The sequence below is a fragment of the Telluria sp. ZB4P34 genome, from assembly GCF_059686055.1.
On sequence record NZ_JCASIF010000024.1, the window covers coordinates 1 to 20792 of the forward strand.

A 20792-nucleotide genomic window follows, 5' to 3' on the forward strand; every position below is an offset into this window, starting at 1 on the left:
CCGGTAACCCATCGAGCCTTCAAGATACCGTTGCACGACAATCAGCTTGAAGGCAGGTGTGTACTTCCCCATAAAACCCCAGAAAGTTAGTGTCCAACTTTCTGGGGTCAGTTCACTTCGCCGACCGCGCGTCCAACAGGCGCATGTGCAGTCGTATCACATGCCGGAGCTGAACGCGCGCTTGGCAGGGGCAAGTGCAGTCGTATCGCATGCCGGAGCTGAACGCGCGCTTGGCAGGGGCAAGTGCAGTCGTATCGCATGCCGGAGCTGAACGCGCGCTTGGCAGGGGCATGTGCAGTCGTATCGCATGCCGGAGCTGAACGCGCGGTCGGCGGAGCCGACCACCCTACGAGCCGCGGGCATGTCGCTGTATTGACCATGCAATCAGCCAGATGGACCCTCGCCCGTTTCCATGGCACGCTGCTTGGAAGCACAGTAATATTTACTGATAGCAAACTGGAGCACACCATGGACGCGAGCACCGCCGACACTACCGAGCCCACCCCGAGGCCGGGCCTTGCCGCCGCCCGGATCGGCATCGGACTGTTGCAGGGTCTCGTGCTCTACCTGCTCTACCGTGCGGGAGCGGAGCTGGCCTGGCCCGCGACCGCCCCGCGCCTGTTCGTGCCCCTGCTGCTGGTGTGGGTGCTGGCGCCGGTGATCGCCGTCAACGGGCTCGGCCAGATGCCCTGGCGCCGCTTGCTGTCATGGGTGGCCACGGCGGCCGCCTTCATCGCTGCCCTCGCCTGGTACGACGTGTGGCGCATGGAGGGCGCCGGCCTGCCGGTGCCGAAGCAGATGCGCGGCCCGGAGCCCTCGCCGCCATTGTTTCTCTCCCTCGTGGCCGGCTTCTTTATTGCCCATGCCCTGGTGCTGGCAGGGATGCAGGAGCGGCGCCGTATCGCCAGCTACACGGCCTACTTCGAGATCGCCTGGAAGCTGGGCGTGCAACTGGCTTTCAGCGTGCTGTTCGTGGGCGTCACCTGGCTGGTGCTGCAGCTCGGCGCGCAGCTCTTCCTCCTGATCAAGCTGGACTTCCTCAGCAAGGCCATCCGGCAATCCTGGTTCACGATTCCCGTCACGACCTTCGCCTTTGCCACCGCCATGCACCTGACCGACGTGCGCCCTGGCATCGTGCGCGGCATCCGCAACCTGGCGCTGGTGCTGCTGTCCTGGATCCTGCCGGTGCTGACGCTGCTGGTCGGCGGTTTCCTCGCCAGCCTGCCCTTCACCGGGCTCGAGCCGCTGTGGGGCACCCGCAGTGCGGCCGCCGTCCTGCTCGGCGCCGCGGCCGCCTTCGTGGTCCTGATCAACGCCGCGTGGCAAAACGGCGGGCAAAACGGCGGGCAAAACGGCGGGCAGAATGGCGCCCTGCCGGCGGCGCGGCCGGTCGCCCTGGCCGCCCGCATCGCCGCCCTGCTGCTGGTGCCGGTCACGGCGCTTGCGATCTACGCCCTGGCGCTGCGGGTGAACGAACATGGCTGGACCGAAGACCGGGTGATCGCCGCCGCCTGCATGCTGGTGGCGGGCTGCTACGCCGGCGGCTACGCGGCCGCCGCCCTGCGCAAGGGCTGGCTGCCCACGCTGGCCGGGGCCAATATCGCGGCTGCCTTCGTGGTGCTGGCGGTACTGCTGGCGCTGCTCACGCCGCTTGCCGATCCGGCCCGCCTCTCGACGAACGACCAGATGGCGCGCCTGGAGGCAGGGCGGGTGACGGCGGCGCAGTTCGATGTCGGTTACCTGCATTTCGATGGCGCGCGCTACGGCCGCGCGGCGCTGGCGCGGCTCGACAGGGACAGCACGCTTCCCGGCGCCGCCCAGCTGCGCAGCCGGATCGCGGCGGTGCGCAAGCTGCGCAGCAGGCACGAGCTGCACCTGCTGGCCGATCGCCCCGGACTGGCCGCCAGGCTGCGCGTCTGGCCGGCCGGAACGCAACTGCCGCAGGGCTTCCTGCAGATGGACTGGCTTGGCCAGGGCGGCATGGACGACATGCCGCACATGCCGCGCTGCCTGCTGTTCCAGGGCGCAGGCTGCGACGCGCTGCTGATCGACCTGGGCGGGGACGCCAGGCCGGAAGTGCTGCTGTTCGGTGACAGTCCCTGGGAGTCGGCAGTGATCACCGAAGATGCGGGCGGCCGCTGGCGTTTCGCCGGCCGCTTCGCCGGCATGCCCTGCCCGGCATGGAAGCAGGCCCTGCGCGAAGGGAAGATCCAGGCCGTGGCGCCGCGCTGGCGCGAGCTGGAAGTGGCAGGCCGGCGCATCACCGTCGAAGCCGTCTCGCCGGATGGCCCGGCAAGCCCCTGCCCGCCAGCCGGGCCCGACCAGCCGGACGCACCGCCAGAGTGAAACTTGCTATGCTTGGGCTCACCGCGAGGAGAGCACATGGCATTGCACATCGTTCATTTCATCGGGCCGATCAACCACAATTCCGCCAGCGGAATCCGCAACAACTGCCTGCAGGCCCTGCAGAACGGCGCCACCGAGATCGAGCTGCACATCTCGAGCGAAGGCGGCAACATGACGGCCGGCTTCGCGCTGTACTTCTTCCTGAAGTCGCTCCCGGTTCCCCTCACCACGCACAACATCGGCAGCGTCGAATCGGTGGCCGTGGTCATCTTCCTGGCCGGGCAAAAGCGCTATGCCTGCCCGGGCACGCGCTTCCTGATCCACCCGCTGCACTGGGGTTTCGGCAGCCTGGTCGCCGCCGACCATTCGCGCGTATCGGAGTGGCGCGACTGCCTCGATTTCGACGCCGAGCGCTACGCCAAGATCTTCCTCGATGCCACCACCGCCGCCGGCGCCGCCACCGACATCCGCAGCAACCTCACCGGCAACGCCCGCATCTTCGATGCCGATGAAGCGGTCAAGGCCGGCATCGTGCACCGCGCCATGCAGGCGCAATTGCCGCCGGCAGGTGGCAGCTGTCACTGGTGGAATTGATTTGCGAACTGACAATATGCTGTTTCAATAGCACAACGATTTGAGGAATTTGCTTATGTAATTGTCACCAATTGTCATCAATTTGTTGCGTTTGAAATTGCCGGGTGGATAGAATCATTTCCATATTTTATCGGCGCTGTTTGCTTGCTGCCTGTCCAGCGCCGCCCTTCCCGAGCAGCTTGCGTAATAGAAAAGATGATGAACAAACGTGTGATTGCTTCCCTGCTGGCGTTTCCGCTGGCAGTTTCAACAGCCTATGCGCAGGACAGCACCGGCTTCCCCTCTGTCAAAATCAGCGGTTTCGGCACCGGCGCCCTGACCTATGCCGATACCGACAAAGCCGAATTCGCGCGACCGAACCAGGCTTCCGGCTCGTCCAGGAACTTCCGTACCGGAATCGACTCGAACCTCGGCCTGCAGGCCGACCTGCCGGTCAACAGCTGGCTGTCGCTGACCGCCCAGGGCCTGGTGCGCCGCGACGCCGAAGAGGGTTACGGCGCCGAACTGAGCTGGGCCTTCGCCAAGGCCAAGCTCTCGGATGAGCTCAGTGTGCGCGTCGGCCGCGTTGGCCTGCCGGTCTTCATGATTTCGGACTACCGCAACGTCGGCTACGCCAACAACATGCTGCGTCCGCCAGCGGAAGTGTATTCCCAGGTCACTTTCAACAATGTCGACGGTGTCGACCTCACTTGGCAGCGCAGCTTCGGCGACACCACCGTGACTTCGCAACTGGCCTATGGCAGCGTCAAGGCGCCGGCCTCGAGCACGACCAATGTGCGCGGCAAGAATGTCGCGGCCCTCAACGTGGCGGTCGAACACGGTCCGTTCACGGTCCGCGCCGGCCATGCGGTGGCCAAGCTCACCGTCGAAGGATCGGTTTCGCTGGATACCCTGCTCGGCGGCCTGCGCGCAGCCGGCGCCGGTTACCGCTTCCCACAGCTGGTCACCTTGGCGAACGACCTGGAAGCGAAGGACAAGAAAGGTAGCTTCAGCTCGCTTGGTCTGATGATGGACTGGAACAACATCGTGGTTCAGACCGAATTCGCACGACGCAAGTCGAACAGCTACATCAACGACACCACCTCGTGGTATGTCATGAGCGGCTACCGCATCGGCAAGTTCCTGCCCTACTACACCCACGCGAACCTGAAGATCGATAGCGTCGTCGCCAATACCGTGCCGACCAGCTGCCCGGGCGGCTTCCCTGCAGCCTGCACTCCTACCATGCAGCAGCTCGGCGCCGGTGTGAACCGCCTGCGCAACGCCGCCGTGGGACAGGGCGAACAGTCGACCGACAGCATCGGTGTGCGCTGGGACTTCGCCAGCTCCGTCGCCCTGAAAATGCAAATCGACCGGATCAAGCCGAAGAACGGCAACGGCCTGTTCCTCAATCCGCAACCCGGCTTCCGTGACACCGTCACCGTTGGCGCCGTCGCCCTCGACTTCGTGTTCTAAGGAGCGGCCATGAACAAGATGATTGCAAGCATGTGTGCAGCAGCCGCCCTGGCCGTATCCGTCCCCGCCATGGCCGAAGTGGTCGTGGTGGTCAACAAGAGCGCTGCCGAGAGCACCATGACCAAGGAGCAGGTCGCCCAGTTCTTCCTGGGTAAGTCGTCGAGCATGACGCCGATCGACCAGTCGGATTCAAGCGCGATCCGCGCCGAGTTCTACAAGAAGGTCGCCGACAAGGACGCCGCCCAGGCCAAGGCCCTGTGGTCGAAGCTGGTCTTCACCGGCAAGGCCACGATGCCGAAGGAAGTCGCCGACAGCGCCGCCGTCAAGGCCGCCGTCGCCGCCAATCCGAAGGCGATCGGCTATATCGACAAGAGCGCGGTCGACGGCAGCGTCAAGGTCGTCTACTCGGCACAGTAAGAACGCCTGACAAAACCCCGAGGGCAAGGCGCATCGCCGCAGTGGCGGACCACGAAGTCAGTACGCTAGTACGGCGAGACGATGCAACGCAGCCTTCGGGGGAATTGTTAGGCGTTCTAAAGCAGTATCCCCGTGAGCTACACCCGCCGCCGGCATGACGCGGGCGGCGGTTTCTGCATTCTGGAGACATCAATGAGCATCAAGCGCAGGATCTGGGCACTACCCGTCATCTCCGCCATTATCTTCGGCGCCGGCGCCGGCGCCAGCGCGGTGATCGCGAACGGCGCGCTGGATTCGATCACCACCACCGCGAGCGTCGACTATCCTGTGCTCGATGCATCCAAGGCGCTCATCCTCGACGTCGCCGCCGTCACCGACGGCCTGCAGGACGCCGTCGTCGAAGGCGACAAGGACAAGGTCAGCCAGGTCGGCGAGCAGGCCGGCAAGCTGCGCGCGCGCCTGAACAAATTTGCCCAGATCCCGGGCCAGCGCGAGGTCGGCGCCCGCCTGAGCGCGGAGTTCGACGCCTACTACGCACCGGCCCTGTCGGCCGCGCGCATCATGCTGGAGATGGAACAGGGCGACCCGCAGCTTGTGGTCGGCAAGATGCAGAAGGCCCTCGCGGTCCTCAACGGCGACCTGGCCAGGATCAATGAATCGGCCCAGCGCCAGTTCGCGGCCGGCATCGAGGCCAGCAAGCACAGCGTGAACCAGGTGGTCATCTCGATGATCGTCACCGCGCTGGTCGTCATCGCCGCCCTGGCCGTGGTGTCGTGGTTCGTGGTGCGCACCATCTGGCAGCAGCTCGGCGGCGAGCCGGAGTATGCGCGCGAGATCGCCCGGGCCGTGGCTGGCGGCGACCTGTCCACCGAAATCCGGGTGGAAGCCGGCGACAAGGGCAGCCTGCTGGCGGCGCTGAAGGAAATGCGCGGCCGCCTGGCCACCCTGGTGGCAGAGATCAAGGCATCCGCCGACACCATCGCACTGGCCAGCGCGGAAATCGCCAGCGGCAACGCCGACCTGGCGCGCCGCACCGAATCGCAGGCCGAGAGCCTGGACCGTACCACCCGTTCGATGGAAGAGCTGACCGGCGCCGTGCGCGAGAACGCGACGGCGGCCAGCCAGGCCAACTCCCTGGTGGAAACGGCGTCCAGCATCGCGACCCGCGGCGGCCAGGTGGTCGGCGGCGTGGTGAACACGATGGGTGACATCAACAGCTCGGCCAACAAGATCGTGGAGATCATCTCGGTCATCGACGGCATCGCCTTCCAGACCAACATCCTGGCGTTGAACGCCGCGGTGGAAGCGGCGCGCGCCGGCGAGCAGGGCCGCGGCTTCGCGGTCGTCGCCGGCGAGGTGCGCAACCTGGCCCAGCGCAGCGCGGCTGCGGCCAAGGAAATCAAGGAACTGATCGGCGACTCGGTGGCCAAGGTGAGCGCCGGCAGCGCGCTGGTCGACGAAGCCGGCGTGACCATGGGGCAAATCGTGGAATCGGTGCGCAAGGTGCAAACCATCATGGCCGAGATCAGCGCCGCGGGCGCCCGCCAGAGCGCCGGCATCGACGACATCGGCCGCGCCATCGGCAGCATCGACGAGATGACCCAGCAGAACTCGGCGCTGGTGGAAGAGGCATCGTCGGCGGCGGAGTCGCTGAGCGAGCAGACCACGCAGCTGACGGGGGCATTGTCGGTGTTCAAGCTGGAGGAGGCGCCGGCGGCGGCCGTTGGGGGCGTGAAGCGCCTGGCGCTGCGTTAAGCACTTCCGTAGGGTGGGCGGCTCGACCGCGCGGCAAGAGGTTCTCCCTGCCGCACCGCCGCCCACGCGTTCAAGCGGCCGGTGAGTAACCGTCCTCTCTGCTCGGAAGGGCGTTGAACGCGTGGGCGGCGTCGACGGTACGGAAGAATCGCATCTTCTGGTGGAGCCGCCCACCCTACCGCTCGCGCTGAGCTGCCTATACCGCCTCCGTCAATACATTCCCTTGTCGCCTCAACCATACTGCTTGTCGACACGCTCACAAGCCTTGTCGCCCCGGCCACGAAAACGCCGCATGCCAGCTTGTCTACGTGGCGCGCACGCATCTTCGCAGGCTGGAATCCTTTACAAATTTGATGCCCGTAGGCATCATCAAGCAATCCTTCCTGGGTAATACTCCTTTTCACGGCGCCTCAGTTTCCTATGGCAGCAGTCCTTCCCAACACGATCACCGCTGCGCCCCTGTCGGGGCTGGCGCGCGCCCTCGTGCAGGCGAACCGGCTCAGTGCAGGACAGGCGGACGCCCTGCAGAAAAAGGCGGCCGCCGACAAGACGGCCTTCATCGACGCCCTGCTCGACAGCGGCATCATCGAGCCCGCCGCGCTGGCGAGCTTCTGCGCCGAGACCTTCGGCTATCCCCTGCTCGACCTCGCCAACTTCGCGCTCGAGGCGATCCCGAACGCGGCCATCGACGCCAAGCTGATGCAGGCCCAGCGCGTCATTGCCCTGGCCAAGCGCGGCAACAAGATGTCGGTGGCGCTGTCCGACCCGACCAATATCCAGGCCCTGGACCAGATCAAGTTCCAGAGCGAAGCTTCGGTGGAGCCGGTGATCGTGGCCCACGACGTCCTGCTCAAGCTGCTGGCGAGTCTGGCCAAGAGCGCCGAGCAGAGCCTGAACGAACTGGCCGGCGAAGACGGCGAGATCGAATTCGCCGAGGAAGACGTGCAGCCGGCGGCGGCACCCGACGCCGCCAGCGAAGTCGAGGACGCGCCGATCGTACGCTTCCTGAACAAGATCCTGTTGGACGCCGTGCAGCTGGGCGCCTCGGACATCCACTTCGAGCCCTACGAGAAGTACTACCGCATCCGCATGCGCGTGGACGGCGTGCTGCGCGACCACGCCACCCCGCCGCTGTCGATCCGCGAAAAGCTGGTTTCGCGCATCAAGGTGCTGGCCAAGCTCGACATCTCGGAAAAGCGCGTGCCGCAGGACGGCCGCATGCGCCTGGTGATGGGCCCGACCCGCACCATCGACTTGCGCGTCAGCACGCTCCCCACGCTGTTCGGCGAAAAGACCGTCATGCGTATCCTCGACGCCACCCAGGCGCAGATGGGCATCGACGCGCTCGGCTACGACCCCGAGCAGAAGGCCCTGCTGCTGGACGCGATCACCCGCCCCTACGGCATGGTGCTGGTCACCGGCCCCACCGGTTCCGGCAAGACGGTGTCGCTGTACACCTGCCTGAATTTACTGAACAAGCCCGGGATCAACATCTCGACCGCGGAAGACCCGGCCGAGATCAACCTGCCCGGCGTAAACCAGGTAAACGTCAACGACAAGGCCGGCCTCACCTTCCCGGTGGCGCTGAAATCCTTCCTGCGCCAGGATCCGGACATCATCATGGTCGGCGAGATCCGCGACCTGGAAACGGCCGACATCGCGATCAAGGCCGCCCAGACCGGCCACATGGTGTTCTCGACCCTGCACACCAACGACGCGCCCTCGACCCTGACACGCCTGATGAACATGGGCGTGGCGGGCTTCAACATCGCCTCCTCCGTCATCCTGATCACGGCGCAGCGCCTGGCGCGCCGCCTGTGCAGCTGCAAGCAGCCGCTGGAAACCTCACGCGAGGTGCTGCTGGCGGCCGGCTACCGCGAGGCCGACCTGGAGGGCGGCTGGAAGCCCTACGGCCCGGTGGGCTGCGACCGCTGCCTCGGCTCGGGCTACAAGGGCCGGGTCGGCATCTACCAGATCATGCCGATCACGCCGGCGATCGAGGCGCTGATCCTGGCGCACGGTAACGCCATGCAGATCGCCGAGCAGGCCGGGAAGGAAGGCGTGAACTCGCTGCGCCGCTCGGGCCTGATGAAAGTCAGGCAGGGGCTCACCAGCCTCGAAGAAGTGCTCGGCTGCACCAACGAATAAGACGCAACAAGACGAAAGCGGACTCACTATGGCAACGTCCTCACCCACCCGGATCCGCGCAGCGCAGGTGAAGGAATCCGTCTATGCCTGGGAAGGCAAGGACAAGACCGGCAAGACCGTGCGCGGCGAGCTGCGTGCGGGCGGCGAGGCGATCGTCAACGTCACGCTGCGCCGCCAGGGCATCCTGGTCACCAAGGTCAAGAAGAAGGCCTACCGCCGCGGCCGCAAGATCACCGACAAGGACCTGACCCTGTTCACGCGCCAGCTGGCCACCATGATGAAGGCCGGCGTGCCGCTGCTGCAGGCCTTCGACATCGTCGGCAAGGGCCACGCCAACCCGTCGATGTCGCGCCTGATCATGGACCTGCGCAACGATGTCGAGACCGGCACCAGCCTGAACAACGCCTTCCGCAAGTACCCGCTCTACTTCGACCCGCTGTTCTGCAACCTGGTGGGCGCCGGCGAACAGGCCGGCATCCTGGAAGACCTGCTCACGCGCCTGGCGATCTACAAGGAAAAGACGCTGGCGATCAAGGGCAAGATCAAGTCGGCCCTGATCTACCCGATCGCGATCATCGCGGTGGCCTTCATCATCACCGCGGTCATCATGATCTGGGTGGTGCCGGCCTTCAAGGAAGTGTTCAAGACCTTCGGCGCCGACCTGCCGACGCCGACCCTGGTCGTGATGGCGATCTCGGAATTCTTCGTCACCTACTGGTGGCTGATCTTCGGCAGCATCGGCGCCTTCCTGTACTTCTTCTTCCAGGCCTGGAAGCGCTCGCTCAAGGTGCAGCAGGCGATGGACCGCCTGCTGCTGCGCTTGCCGATCTTCGGCGCCGTGATCCGCAAGGCCACCATCGCGCGCTGGACCCGCACCCTGTCGACCATGTTCGCGGCCGGCGTGCCGCTGGTCGAAGCGCTCGATTCGGTGGGCGGCGCCTCCGGCAACTACATCTACCTGGAAGCGACCAAGCGGATCCAGACCGAGGTGAGCACCGGCACCAGCCTGACCATCTCGATGCAGAACGTGAACGTGTTCCCCAACATGGTCACGCAGATGGTCCAGATCGGCGAGGAATCCGGCTCGCTCGACGCCATGCTGGGCAAGGTGGCCGACTTCTTCGAGGAGGAAGTCGACCAGGCGGTGGCAGCGCTGTCGTCGCTGATGGAGCCGCTCATCATGGTGATCCTGGGCGTCTTGATCGGCGGCCTGGTGGTGGCGATGTACCTGCCGATCTTCAAGCTGGGCTCGGTGGTGTAAGGCGGGCGGGCCTTGCAAGCAGTATCGCTGGCATCGCCCCGCTCGAACGCCAGTTGGCCGGAACCCTGGCGTGTCGGCATCGGTTCGCTCTGAGCGCATCTTCACAAGCGCGTGGCCTCGCTTGCGTAACCGAGTTGCCTGAACAGTCAGACCATGGGTTCGACATCCCCTGGCGCTGCTTCTCGAACGTACGTCATCACGCTCGGTGTGGTCGAATCCAGAAACCCGTCGCCGTCTCCATGGATCAGAGCGTGGCGCGTGATGCCAGCATGCGGATGCCTGCGTAGGCGAACAGCAAGGCCAATGCTCCCTCAAGCCAGCGGCGCACGCGCAGGTAGACGTCCCGGGCAACAGCGGTGGAAAAGACCAAGGCATAGCTACCGAAAATCATCATGCCGATGGGGATGCAACCCACGACGACAAGGAGTGCGTCATGGCGATGGGCATCGGCTGGCAGGGCGAGAGCAACAATCGACAGCCAGACAAATATTGCTTTGGGATTGGTGAGGTGCATGAGTGCGCCGCGCAGATAGAGGCCTGCGGCGGAACTCGTCCGCTTGGCTTTGCCGACGGCGACATCCGGTTTCAATGCAGCGTGTGCCGATTTGAATCCCAGCCAGAGCAGATAGAGCCCGCCAAGGAGCTTGATTGCCACCAGCGCTTGCGAGTACCGTGCCAGTACTGTCGAGAGGCCGAAAGCTGCGAGGAAGCCCCAGAGCGTGGAGCCCGACACGACGCCCAGAGCGAACACTGTCGCGGGGCGTCGACCCTGCTCCATCGCGATCGCCATGATCGAAAGATTGCTTGGTCCAGGGCTGGCGGTGCCGAGCGCATAGGCAGCGTACGCAATCGCTAGGTTGGCAGTGAGAAATGAGCTCTCGATCATCAAAACCCTCTTGGTGTTGTATCCCGTCGAACAGCTACCGGACTGTCGCCATTTCCATTGAACGAGTGGCGACTCATCACGGCCATTCAATTGCTGTAAGTGGGGTGTCGGGAGATGACACCAGACCCACATGAAGCCAGGGAAGATCGATCCCCGTTGCAGATGCCCAGATATTTTATTTGATAACTCTATGCAACGAGCAGTAGTAAGAATTCGACCGCCTTGGGGCTAAGGTGTCGCACCGATGGGGGCGCGCCCCTATCGGCCTGTACGCGCATAGGCGTGCCGTCAAGCCAGGTCGGCCGCCGTCACGGGCAGCTTGCGGATCCGCTTGCCGGTCGCCGCGAACACGGCGTTCATCAGCGCCGGCACGACCACCGGCGTCGACAGCTCCCCGGTTCCCCAGGGCTGGGGCCCGGGATCCTCGACCAGGTGCACCTCGATCGGCGGACATTCGCGCATGCGCAAGACCGGGTTGTCGTGGAAGTTGCTGTTCCTGACCCGGCCTTCCTCGATCCGCACGCCGCCGTGCAGCGCGGCGCTCAGGCCCCAGACGACGCCCCCTTCCATCTGCTTCTTCACCCCGTCCGGATCGATCACCCTGCCGCAATCGGCCGCCACGACCACCCGCAGCACACGCAGTTCCGTGCCGGTCACGGCCACTTCCACCACCTGCGCGCAGTAGCTGTTGCCGTGCATGTAGGGGTAGACGGCGATGCCGCGGCCGTAGCGCGTGCCCGGGTTTCCACGCACGCCGCCCGCCGGTCGGAACGGCTTGTCCCAGCCGGCCCGGCTGGCCGCCAGCTCCAGCACCGCCAGCATGCGCTTCGCGCTGATCGTGCGGCCCGGCGGCGAATGGATCACCCCTGCGATCTCGCGTCCGCCCTGCAGCAGGCGGCGGCGCAGATGGAAGGGATCTTCGCCCAGCGCATGCGCCACCTCGTCGGTGAAGCATTCCTGGCCGAAGGCCCAGTTGTTGGCGACCACCGAGCGCCAGGCGCCGGCCTGCAGCACGCTGTCGTCGTGCAGGCTGCCCATGAAGTCGGCCTGGACATGGGGAATGTCGTAGGCCATCCAGGGTAGCTCGGCCGTCTTGCCGGTGCCCCAGTAGGCGCGCGCCTCCTTGTGGTACCAGGACAGCAGGCGGCTGCCCTCGAGCGTGGCGCGGTACTGGCCGCGGTAGTAGGGGTGGAAATTGTCGTGCTGGAGATCGTCGGCGCGGGTCCAGACCACCTTCACCGGGACGTTCCCGGCCGCCTGCGACACCTTGAGCGCTTCCAGCGCCACGTCCGGATAGAAGCGCCGGCCGAAGCCGCCGCCGGACGGCAGCGGATGCACCGTGATCGCCTCTTCGGGCAACTTGAACAGCCTGGCGCCGTTGCGGATGATTCCGTTCGGGAACTGGGTGCCGACCCAGACTTCGCAGCGCGTACCCTGGTGATGGGCGACGCAGTTCATCGGCTCCATGCAAGCGTGTGTCTGGTAGGGATAGTCGTAGACCGCCTCCAGTGTGCGCACCGGGCCTGCGGGCTGCACCGGCGCCCCCAGGGTGGCCGTCAGCTCGGCCGGCGCCGCCATCTTCGCCGCGACCACCTGTTCGAAGGAGGCGTTGTCGGCCGCGCCGTTCGGGCCGCCCTCCCACTCGACCTGCAGCGCGGCGCGTCCCTTGAGCGCAGCCCAGGTGGAGTCGGCGATGACGGCCACGCTGTCCTTGATCGTCCAGCCGGATGCCTGCCGTTCGGGCCCCGAAAACGGCGCGATGTAGCCCTCGATCGGCACGACCCGGCGCACGCCGGGTATCGCCAGCGCGCGCGCCGCGTCGAAGGACTTGAGCCTGCCGCGAAAGCTGGGACAGCGCAGCAGCACCGCGTACAGCATGCCCTCCACCTTCACGTCGGAAGCGTAGACTTGCGCCCCGCCGGCGATCTTGCGGGCGTACTTGTTGCCGAGATCCCTGCCCACCAGGCGCAGTTGCGCGTCCGGCTTGAGTGCGACCTCCAGCTTGTTCAATTCCTCGAGTGTCTTGGGCGCGGCGACGTCCGCCGCGCCCGTCGACACGAAACCAGCTGCCTCTGCAAAACTCATCGTGCGGCCGTCGGCACGCCGGCGCACCATGGAACCGGCCGCTTCGCAATCGGCGGGATCGACGCCCCAGTGGCGCGCCGCCGCCGTCACCAGCACGCCCCGCACGTAGGCCGCGGCCTTGCGCAGGGGCAGCCACAGGTCGCGCACGCTGCCGCTGCCGCCGGTGCTGCCCAGCGTGTGCGGCCGCGCCGTATCGGCCACGTAGTCGATGTCCACGCGCGCCCAGTCGGCGCCCAGCTCGTCGGCGAAGATGGCGGCCAGGCAGGTGGCGATGCCCTGCCCCATCTCGTGCTTGGTGAGCGTGAAGCGCAGCCGGTTGTCCGGCCCGATGCTGCAATACATCCCGAGCGCCTGCGCGGCCTGCGCGCCCGGCTTCGCCTCCGCTGCTGCCGCCGGCAGCATGATGCCGAACGCGAGGCCGCCGCCGGCGGCGCTTGATAAACGCAGGAAGCCGCGGCGGTCCATCAGGTCTTCTCCTTGCGCACCGCCTTGACGGCCGACGCGGCGCTGCGGATGGCCAGGCGGATGCGCGGGTAGCTGCCGCAGCGGCAGATGTTGCCGCTCATCGCCTCGTCGATGTCCGCGTCGGTCGGCGCCGCCTTGTGCGCCAGCAGGGCACAGGCCGACATCAGCTGGCCAGAATGGCAATAGCCGCACTGGGCGACGTTCAGCCGTTCCCACGCCCCCTGCAAGGCGGGGCCGCGCGCGCCGGTCTGCGTGGCCAGGCCCTCGATGGTGGTCAGGCGCCGTTTTCCGACGGCCGACAGCGGTGTCAGGCAGGCCCGCGCCGGGACGCCGTCCAGGTGGACGGTACAGGCGCCGCACAGGCCTTCGCCGCAACCGAAGCGGGTCCCCGTCAGGTTCAGTTCATCCCGCAGTATCCATAGCAGGGGGGTGTCCGGGTCGCCCTTCGTCCTGACGGTCTTCCCGTTGATGGTGATTGCAATCATGCTGCCCCTTATCGTGACGGTGTGGCGCCAGTGTGGCGCTGGTGTCGATGGGGGAAGTCTGGCGTCACGGCAGGCTGCCGTCACCGGCTGCGGGACGAATCGCCGTTGGCAGGGATGAACGGCGCTGCAGCAGCCAGGCAGGTTCAGCCTGCCGCGGCGCCCATGGTGCTGCGCACCGTGTCGCGGTAGGCTTTGCTGATGGGGATACAGGCGCCGTCGCGCAGCAGCAGCACGTGGTTGCCGCTGGGGCGAAACTCGAATTTCTCGATGTGGCCGAGGTTGACGAAATAGGAACGGTGGCAGCGCATCAGGGTCGAGCCGGCAAGTTGGTCTTCCAGGCCTTTCATGGTCTGGCGCAGCAGATAGGAGGCTTGTCCCGCGCGCACTTCCAGATAATTGCCGCAGGCCTCGATATGGCTGATCTCGGCCAGCGGCAGCCGATGCTCGCCGCGCGCCGATTGCACTACCAGTGCGGGGCGCTCGAGCATTGAGAGCGCCGGTTTCGGCGCGGGCGCAGCCTCGGGCTCGGGCTCGGGCTTGGGTACGGGCGCGGGCTCGGGCTCGGACTCGGGCGCAGGCATGGCCAAACGCACCAGTTCCGGGCGCACCTGCCAGAAGGCGCACGCCGCGAAGGCCAGGGCGGTCAGCGTGAACACGGGCAGCCGCTTGAACATCAGGAAGGCGATGGCGCCCTCCCCTGCGGCGATGCCGAATCCCGCACGCACCAGCAAGGCAATGGCCACGCAGGCGGCCAGGCGCGGCAGCACGGCGCGCAGCGTTTGCCGGCGCGTGCCGCCGGCCGCATGCGGGCGCAGGACCTCGCGCACGATAACCGGCGCAAGCAGGAACCAGATGCCCCAGTCGGCCACGACCCAGTACAGCGAATCGGCGGGGTCGAGCGGCGCTCCCGCCAGGACCGCATACAGGAAGCAGTACGCCAGCGACAGCAGGGCCATCATGGCGAGCGCCGTGAGCGCAAACTTGCGGGCCTTGCGCTCCGGCGCCGCGTGATCTGCCGGCAGGTGGGCGTAGTCGGACATGGGTATTCCAGGATCTGTTCGGATATTCACGCCATGGTATCGGAGATGGCGCGCAAAAAAACAGGGCGGGAACGGCGGCCCTGCGGCCGCGGTTCCCGCCCTCGAGGCGGATCGGAATCAGTCGATGAAGCCGCGCTTCATCGCCTGCGACAGCTCGCCGTCGTCGCTGTCATAGTTGACCAGCCAGACGATCGCGCCGCCCAGCCCGCGCGACTTCACCCACTGGCCCTTGCGGACGATGCTGGCGGGGTCGTCGAACGAGTACATGCCGAACTGCTGGGTCAACTCACCCGTGCCGGCAAAGCCGTTCGGGCAGGCGTAGTACGCCATCTCGGCCAGTTCCACCCAGGTGTAGTCGCACTGCCTGTTGCCCACGTAGCCCGAGGACTTCATGGCGCGGTAGCGCATCGTCACGTCGTTCGAGCTCAGCGAGGTTGCAGGCTGGTCGATCCCGGTGGCGGGCAAGGCGTAGCCGCTGCCGTAGAAGCCGATGCCGATGCCCAGCTTCTTCGGATCGATGCCCAGCGCCACGTAGCGGTCGATGCTCGAGGCCAGGTCCATCGGACGGCTCGGGGTATGGCCGGCGATGGGGCTGGCGGTGCCGGTGGTCCAGCCATCGGCGTTGAAGATGATCGAATAGCTCATCAGGTTGTACTGGTCGACGATCGATGCGATGGTCGCTTCGAATTCCCCGATCGAACTCTGGCCCGGATTGACGTTCAGGGCATAGCCCGGGAAGGTGATGATGAAGGGCGCGTTCGGGGCCTGCCAGCGCGGGCGCAGCTTGGCCGCGGCGCGCAGGTCGGCGATCAGGGCGGTCAGGCGGAACTTGGCGCCTGCACGCTCGAGGCCATCTTCCCAGTCGACGTCCACGCCGTCATAGCCGTGGGCTTCCAGGTAGTCGAGCAGGTTCTTCACGAAGGTCGGACGCACGCTCGGCGCGGTGGAGGCGAAGAAGCCGTGGCTGTCGCCCATACCGCCGAGCATCAGCAAGGACTTGACGCCGGCCGCGCGGGCGCGTTCGATCATCCAGTCCTCGACGCTCTTCGGGCTGCGGCTGCCCAGCGTGCCCGGATGATGCGCGCTGCCGGCGCCCGGGACGATCTCCCCCGGGGTGCCGCCCAGGGTACCGCCGCCCGGCGCCACGCGTGCGAACACGTAGTGCGTCATGGTGCTGAAGTCGACCTGCCACGGGGCCAGCATGCCGCCGTCCCAGAAGTAGCCGGCGTAGTAGCTGGTCACCCAGGGCTTGGCGCCCGCCTGGGCCGGCACCGGCTCCAGCGGCGGCATGACATCCGGCGGCGGAGGCAGTTCGGCATTGACCATGACGCGGGTCGTGGCGGTGGTGCCGGCCGTGTCGGTGACGGTCAGGGTCACGGCATAGGAACCGGCCGCGGCATAGGTATGCTCGGGCGTGGCGCCCTGCCCGGTGGCGCCGTCGCCGAAGTCCCAGTGATAGGCCGCCACGGGAGCGCCGTTGCCGTCGGTGGAGGCGGCGCCGTCGAAGCGGTAGCGCAGCCGTGTGGTCTCCATCAGCTGCGAGGACACCACCGCCATCGCCTGCACGTTGTCATGGCCGTCGAGCACCGAATGCTTGATGGCGCTGAGAAGTGGATTGGTGACGCCGTCCACGGTGCCGTAGTTGATGGTCCAGGCCATCACGCCGGCCAGGCCCTGCTCGCGCACGTACCTGGACTTGGCCGAGATGCTGCGCTGGTCTTCGTAGCTGAGCCAGCCGACGTTTTCCGCACGGTTGATGCACACGCCTTGCGGACCGCCGCCGCTGAAGCCCTGGTAGCTCCGCGACGAGGCCTTGGCATCGTTGTCGAACGCATAGGTGCCCGCCGACAGGAAGCCGCAGATCGACAGCTGGGCCCAGGAGTTCACCAGGTCATTGTTGCTGTGCTCGACGCCTTCCGGTTCCTGGTAGGGTCCCGTCACCGGTTGCGCGAAGGTATAGCCGTAGAAGCCGATGCCGACCACCAGCTTGTTCGCCGGGATACCCGAGCCGATCATGGCCTGGATGGTGGAATCGATGCTGGTCGGGGTGCGCCAGCTGGCCGGGTCGCGGTACACCGGCGAGAAGTGCCAGGTCTGCTGTCCGCCGCTCCAGAAGCCCATCTGGTAGCTCATGATGCTGACGTAGTCGACCAGGCCCGCCACCTCGACCTTCCAGGAATCGACCTGGTCGGTGTTCATGTTCAGGGTGTTGGTCGGGTAGGTGATGACCAGCGGCCGGTTCGGCGCCTGGAAGGCCGGCAGTTGCGCGGCGCGCGCCTTGAGTTCCCGGATCATCGTCACCAGGCGCGGTCCGGCGATCGGATCGGCGAAGCCGTCTTCCCAGTTCAGGTCGATGCCCTGGTAGCCGTGCGCGACCAGGTAGTCGAGCAGCTTGTCGATGAAGGCGGCGCGCAGCGCCGGCTCGGTCGAACGCACGAAGGCCGCGCCTTCGTCCTGCCCGCCCACCATCAGGAGCGGGGTGACGCCGGCGGCGCGGGCGCGCTCGATCAGGTAGTCCTCGACGCTCTTGCTGCTCACGCCAGCCGGCAGGCGGCCCGGCTCATGCGCGCTGCCCGCTCCCGGCACGATGTCGCCGGCCGCGCCACCCAGGGTGCCGCTGCCCGGCGCCACGCGGCCGAAGATCAGGTGGGTCATCGTCGACAGGTCGATGTTCTGGGGCTGGTAACCCTCCCAGAACCAGCCGGCGTAGTAGCCCATCGACACCTTGGTCGGGCCGGCCGGTCCCGAGGCGGACACCGGCAGCACGAAGCTCGCGCTGGCGCCGCCGTCGTCGCTGACCGTCAGCGTGACGTTGTAGGCGCCGGGAACGGCGTAGCGGTGGCGCGCCGTCATGCCGGTCGCGCTGCTGCCGTCCCCAAAGTTCCAGGTCGCGGAGACGATGCGCCCGTCGGGGTCGGAGGATCCGCCGGCGTCGAACAGGTATTCCGGCGCGCTGCCGTTGCGGGTGGCGCTGGCATGGGCCAGCGGCGCACGGTTGGCCGGTGCGCTCACCGTGACCGGCAGCGCGACCGAATGAAGGGCTCCGCTATCGTCGGTCACGGTCAGCGTCGCCGTATATTGGCCTGCAGCCGCATAGGCATGGCTGGCCTGGGCGCCGCTGCCGGTCGCTCCGTCGCCGAAGTCCCAGAGGTGGGAGACGATGGCGCCGTCGGCGTCGTAGGAGCCGCTGCCGTCGAACTGCACGCTCAAGCCGCCGGCAACCGGCGTGGCGGTGCCGCGCGCCACCGGCGCGCTGGCAGGCTTGCCGGCCACGGTGACCTGGAAGGTGCTTGCGGTGCTGGCGCCCGCGGCGTCCGTCACCGTGAACACGACGGTATAGGTGCCCGGCTTGCCGTAGTCGTGCGCGACGTCCATGCCTTCGGCCGTCTGGCCGTCGCCGAAGTTCCAGTGATGGCGCGTGATGTGGCTTTCGCCGTCACGCGAATCGCCGCCGTGGAAGACCACGATCGGGTGGCCCGGGAACTGCTCGTGCGTGTGCACGGGGACGGGCGGCGTGTTCACCTGTACCGGCGGAGGTGGAAGGTTCTTGCCGGCGATGTTCACTTCCACGGTGGTGGAGCGGACTGCCTGGCGGTCGTCGGTAACCGTCAGCGTGACCTGGTACTTGCCGGGTGCGCTGTAGAAGTGCGAGGCATCCGGGCCGCTACCCGTGGCGCCGTCGCCGAAATCCCAGCGGAAACCCGTGACGTGGCCGTCCGGGTCGTGCGATTCGCCGGCGGCGAAGATCCCGATCGGCTCGCCGGGGAACTGCGACCACTTCAGCACCGGCACCGGCGCCGCATTGTCGTCCGACTGGGCATGGCTCGGGCCCAATCCGGTTGCCATCAAGCCAAGCAGGGAAACGCCTGCCAGCCAATGCCTTAATTTCCCCCCACGCCCGGGGGTGGTATTTTGTTTCGATATTCGGTTTTTCATTTAAAACCTTCCCTTTTCGCAAACATCCGCATCGATAGGTGTTTAATTCGTATTTGATTAAACAGTAATCGAATGTATCGAGTTGTATGAATTATTGTCAAGCGGAAATTTGTTATCGCTTGCATGCGCAAATGCGCTTTATTAAGCGAGCACATCCCGCGCTCAGCGTAATGCATGGCGGGCGCTCTGAAGGGCTGGATGGGACGAATCGACGCCAGCAGGGACGAACGCAGGCGGTGCAGAAGGGCAGCCTGGCATCAATGGCGAAACCGCGGCAGGAATATGCGCGGGAATTCAACTATTCCTGATAAAGAAAATATATTGCAAAAACGAACGCATCAAATCCCCCCATTGCTGGGGGGGGGGCGTGATTTTTTATTTTAATTCCCAGCCAATCGCGGAAGACTTTTATCCATTCGATTCAGGCGCCGCGAACCATTCCCATAATATGCAGATGTTATTCGCTATTCGTCGGCATATTCCGGCCGAATACCGAACCCGCCGCCTCCAGGATGCGGCGCACCGCCGGATGCCCTTCACGGCGCTCCACCGACACGGCATAGAAATGCTCGACGATGCTGTCGATGCTGCCCACCGCTTCCAGGCCGTTTTCCGACGCCACGATGTCGGCCAGCACGGTGGGCGCGACCATGAATCCGGTAGCGGCGCGGGCGAAGGACTTCAACAGCGCGCCGTCGTCGAATTCGCCCACGACGATCGGCCGCAGCTCGCCCGTCTCGAACCAGCTCTTGAGCTGGCTATGGATGGCCGCGTCCTGGCCCGGCAGCAGGAAGGGGGCATTGCGCAGGCGGTGCGGGAAGGCGCCCGGCCATGCGCGGCACAGCTCGGGATGGCCGAGCACGGTGAGCGTGCTCGATCCGAGCAGCCGGGTGTAGCCGCGCACGGCGCCGCCGGTGGGCAGGCCCTGGTCGGAGATGACGAGGTCGAGCTTGTGCGCGGTGAGCTCGAGCACCAGGTCGTCGAAGCGGCCTTCGCGGCAGATCAGGCGCATGGCCTGGCCCGCTTCGCGCGCCGGCTGCAGCAGGCGGAAGGCCAGGGTCTTGGCGATCACGTCGCAGATGCCGACCCGCAGCATCTCGTCGCCGGTGAATGCGCCGCGCCGCACGGCCTGTTCCAGTTCGTTGCCGAGGTCGAAGATCTGCTCCGCATAGCGCAGCACGGTCTTGCCGGCCTCGGTCAGTTCCAGCACCCGCCCCTTCTTCTTGAACAGCTCCTCGCCCAGCTGCTCCTCGAGCACCTGCAGCTGCATGCTGATCGCCTGGGCCGTCACGTGCAGTTGCTCGGCCGCGCGGGCCACCGTGCCATGGGTGGCAACCGCGTGAAAATAGTGCAGGTGCTTGTAGTTGATCATCGACTCGATACCTCAATAAAACTGATGCTTTGCGAAAGATTAATCGATTTTACTTTGGCTTTGTCGGAACTTATAGTGATTTCACTTTCAACTTTCCCGAGGTCGCCATGCACGCTTACCCCACCAACAGTCCCGAAGCGGTCAGCCGCATCCTGGCCCTGACCATGATCGTGGACGGGCACGTCAGCCCTTCCGAAGTGCATGCCATGCAGCGCGCCGAGTTCCTGCAGCAGGTCAAGGTCGACGACGACACCTTCGACCACACCCTGCGCGAGCTGTGCGAAGACCTGCTCGGCGCCGCGTCCAACCGCCACGCCGGCATGGTCGAGATCGACCCGGCGCTGATGGACAGCCTGCTGCGCGATATCCGCGATCCGCTGCTCCAGATCTGCCTGTGGAAAGCCATGCTCGACATCGTGCAGGCCGACGGCCACCTCGATGGCCGGGAAACGACGCTCGTGCGGCGCGCGGCCCGGGCCTGGTTCGGCCAGGAGCGCGCCGACGATTCCTTCACCACGGCGGCGCTGGCCACCTGAGGCCGCCACTT

At 66.1% G+C, this 20792-nt stretch carries 14 protein-coding genes; 8 read left to right on the top strand and 6 right to left on the bottom strand.

Annotated features, from left to right (window positions below; translation table 11 throughout):
* The first annotated feature begins 468 nt into the window (after nt 1–468).
* The 7 genes from AC56KL_RS22205 (at nt 469) to AC56KL_RS22235 (ending at nt 9976) form a co-directional block, all read left to right on the top strand.
* A complete protein-coding gene (locus tag AC56KL_RS22205) occupies nt 469–2346 on the top strand; it encodes a DUF4153 domain-containing protein (protein ID WP_497182352.1) in 1878 nt (625 codons plus the stop codon).
* A 36-nt stretch (nt 2347–2382) separates the two neighbouring features.
* Nucleotides 2383–2940: a ClpP family protease gene (locus tag AC56KL_RS22210; RefSeq protein ID WP_497182353.1), complete on the top strand. Its 558-nt coding sequence runs from the start codon at nt 2383–2385 to the stop codon at nt 2938–2940.
* Nucleotides 2941–3135: 195 nt separating this feature from the next.
* Nucleotides 3136–4395 (top strand): hypothetical protein, encoded by a 1260-nt coding sequence (locus AC56KL_RS22215; RefSeq protein WP_497182354.1) that lies wholly within the window; start codon nt 3136–3138, stop codon nt 4393–4395.
* A gap of 9 nt (nt 4396–4404) precedes the next feature.
* The gene (locus AC56KL_RS22220; RefSeq protein ID WP_497182355.1) at nt 4405–4812 is read left to right on the top strand and encodes a hypothetical protein; all 408 of its coding nucleotides are present in this window, start codon (nt 4405–4407) and stop codon (nt 4810–4812) included.
* Nucleotides 4813–5004: 192 nt separating this feature from the next.
* Entirely contained in the window at nt 5005–6567 is a 1563-nt protein-coding gene (locus tag AC56KL_RS22225; RefSeq protein ID WP_497182356.1) for a methyl-accepting chemotaxis protein, read from the top strand.
* 420 nt (nt 6568–6987) lie between these two features.
* The gene (gene pilB, locus AC56KL_RS22230; protein WP_497182357.1) at nt 6988–8715 is read left to right on the top strand and encodes a type IV-A pilus assembly ATPase PilB; all 1728 of its coding nucleotides are present in this window, start codon (nt 6988–6990) and stop codon (nt 8713–8715) included.
* Nucleotides 8716–8743: 28 nt separating this feature from the next.
* The gene (locus tag AC56KL_RS22235) at nt 8744–9976 is read left to right on the top strand and encodes a type II secretion system F family protein (protein ID WP_497182358.1); all 1233 of its coding nucleotides are present in this window, start codon (nt 8744–8746) and stop codon (nt 9974–9976) included.
* Between the two features lie 244 nt (nt 9977–10220).
* Here AC56KL_RS22235 and AC56KL_RS22240 read toward each other — a convergent pair whose 3' ends face one another.
* From AC56KL_RS22240 to AC56KL_RS22265, 6 genes are all read right to left on the bottom strand, one after another.
* Nucleotides 10221–10862, bottom strand: a complete 642-nt coding sequence (locus AC56KL_RS22240) for a LysE family translocator (protein ID WP_497182359.1) — start codon at nt 10860–10862, stop codon at nt 10221–10223.
* A gap of 288 nt (nt 10863–11150) precedes the next feature.
* Nucleotides 11151–13412, bottom strand: coding sequence for a xanthine dehydrogenase family protein molybdopterin-binding subunit (locus AC56KL_RS22245; protein WP_497182360.1), 2262 nt, complete (start codon nt 13410–13412; stop codon nt 11151–11153).
* Nucleotides 13412–13897, bottom strand: a complete 486-nt coding sequence (locus tag AC56KL_RS22250) for a (2Fe-2S)-binding protein (RefSeq protein WP_497182361.1) — start codon at nt 13895–13897, stop codon at nt 13412–13414. Before AC56KL_RS22250 ends, AC56KL_RS22245 begins: the two co-directional genes overlap by 1 nt.
* A 143-nt stretch (nt 13898–14040) precedes the next feature.
* Nucleotides 14041–14937 (bottom strand): LytTR family DNA-binding domain-containing protein, encoded by an 897-nt coding sequence (locus tag AC56KL_RS22255; RefSeq protein ID WP_497182362.1) that lies wholly within the window; start codon nt 14935–14937, stop codon nt 14041–14043.
* Between the two features lie 117 nt (nt 14938–15054).
* The gene (locus tag AC56KL_RS22260) at nt 15055–18783 is read right to left on the bottom strand and encodes a PKD domain-containing protein (RefSeq protein WP_497182363.1); all 3729 of its coding nucleotides are present in this window, start codon (nt 18781–18783) and stop codon (nt 15055–15057) included.
* A gap of 547 nt (nt 18784–19330) precedes the next feature.
* A complete protein-coding gene (locus tag AC56KL_RS22265) occupies nt 19331–20245 on the bottom strand; it encodes a LysR family transcriptional regulator (protein ID WP_497182364.1) in 915 nt (304 codons plus the stop codon).
* Nucleotides 20246–20352: 107 nt separating this feature from the next.
* Between AC56KL_RS22265 and AC56KL_RS22270 the strand changes: the two genes are divergently transcribed.
* On the top strand, nt 20353–20781 hold the full coding sequence (locus AC56KL_RS22270; RefSeq protein ID WP_497182365.1) for a tellurite resistance TerB family protein: 429 nt from the start codon (nt 20353–20355) through the stop codon (nt 20779–20781).
* Nucleotides 20782–20792: the final 11 nt, after the last annotated feature.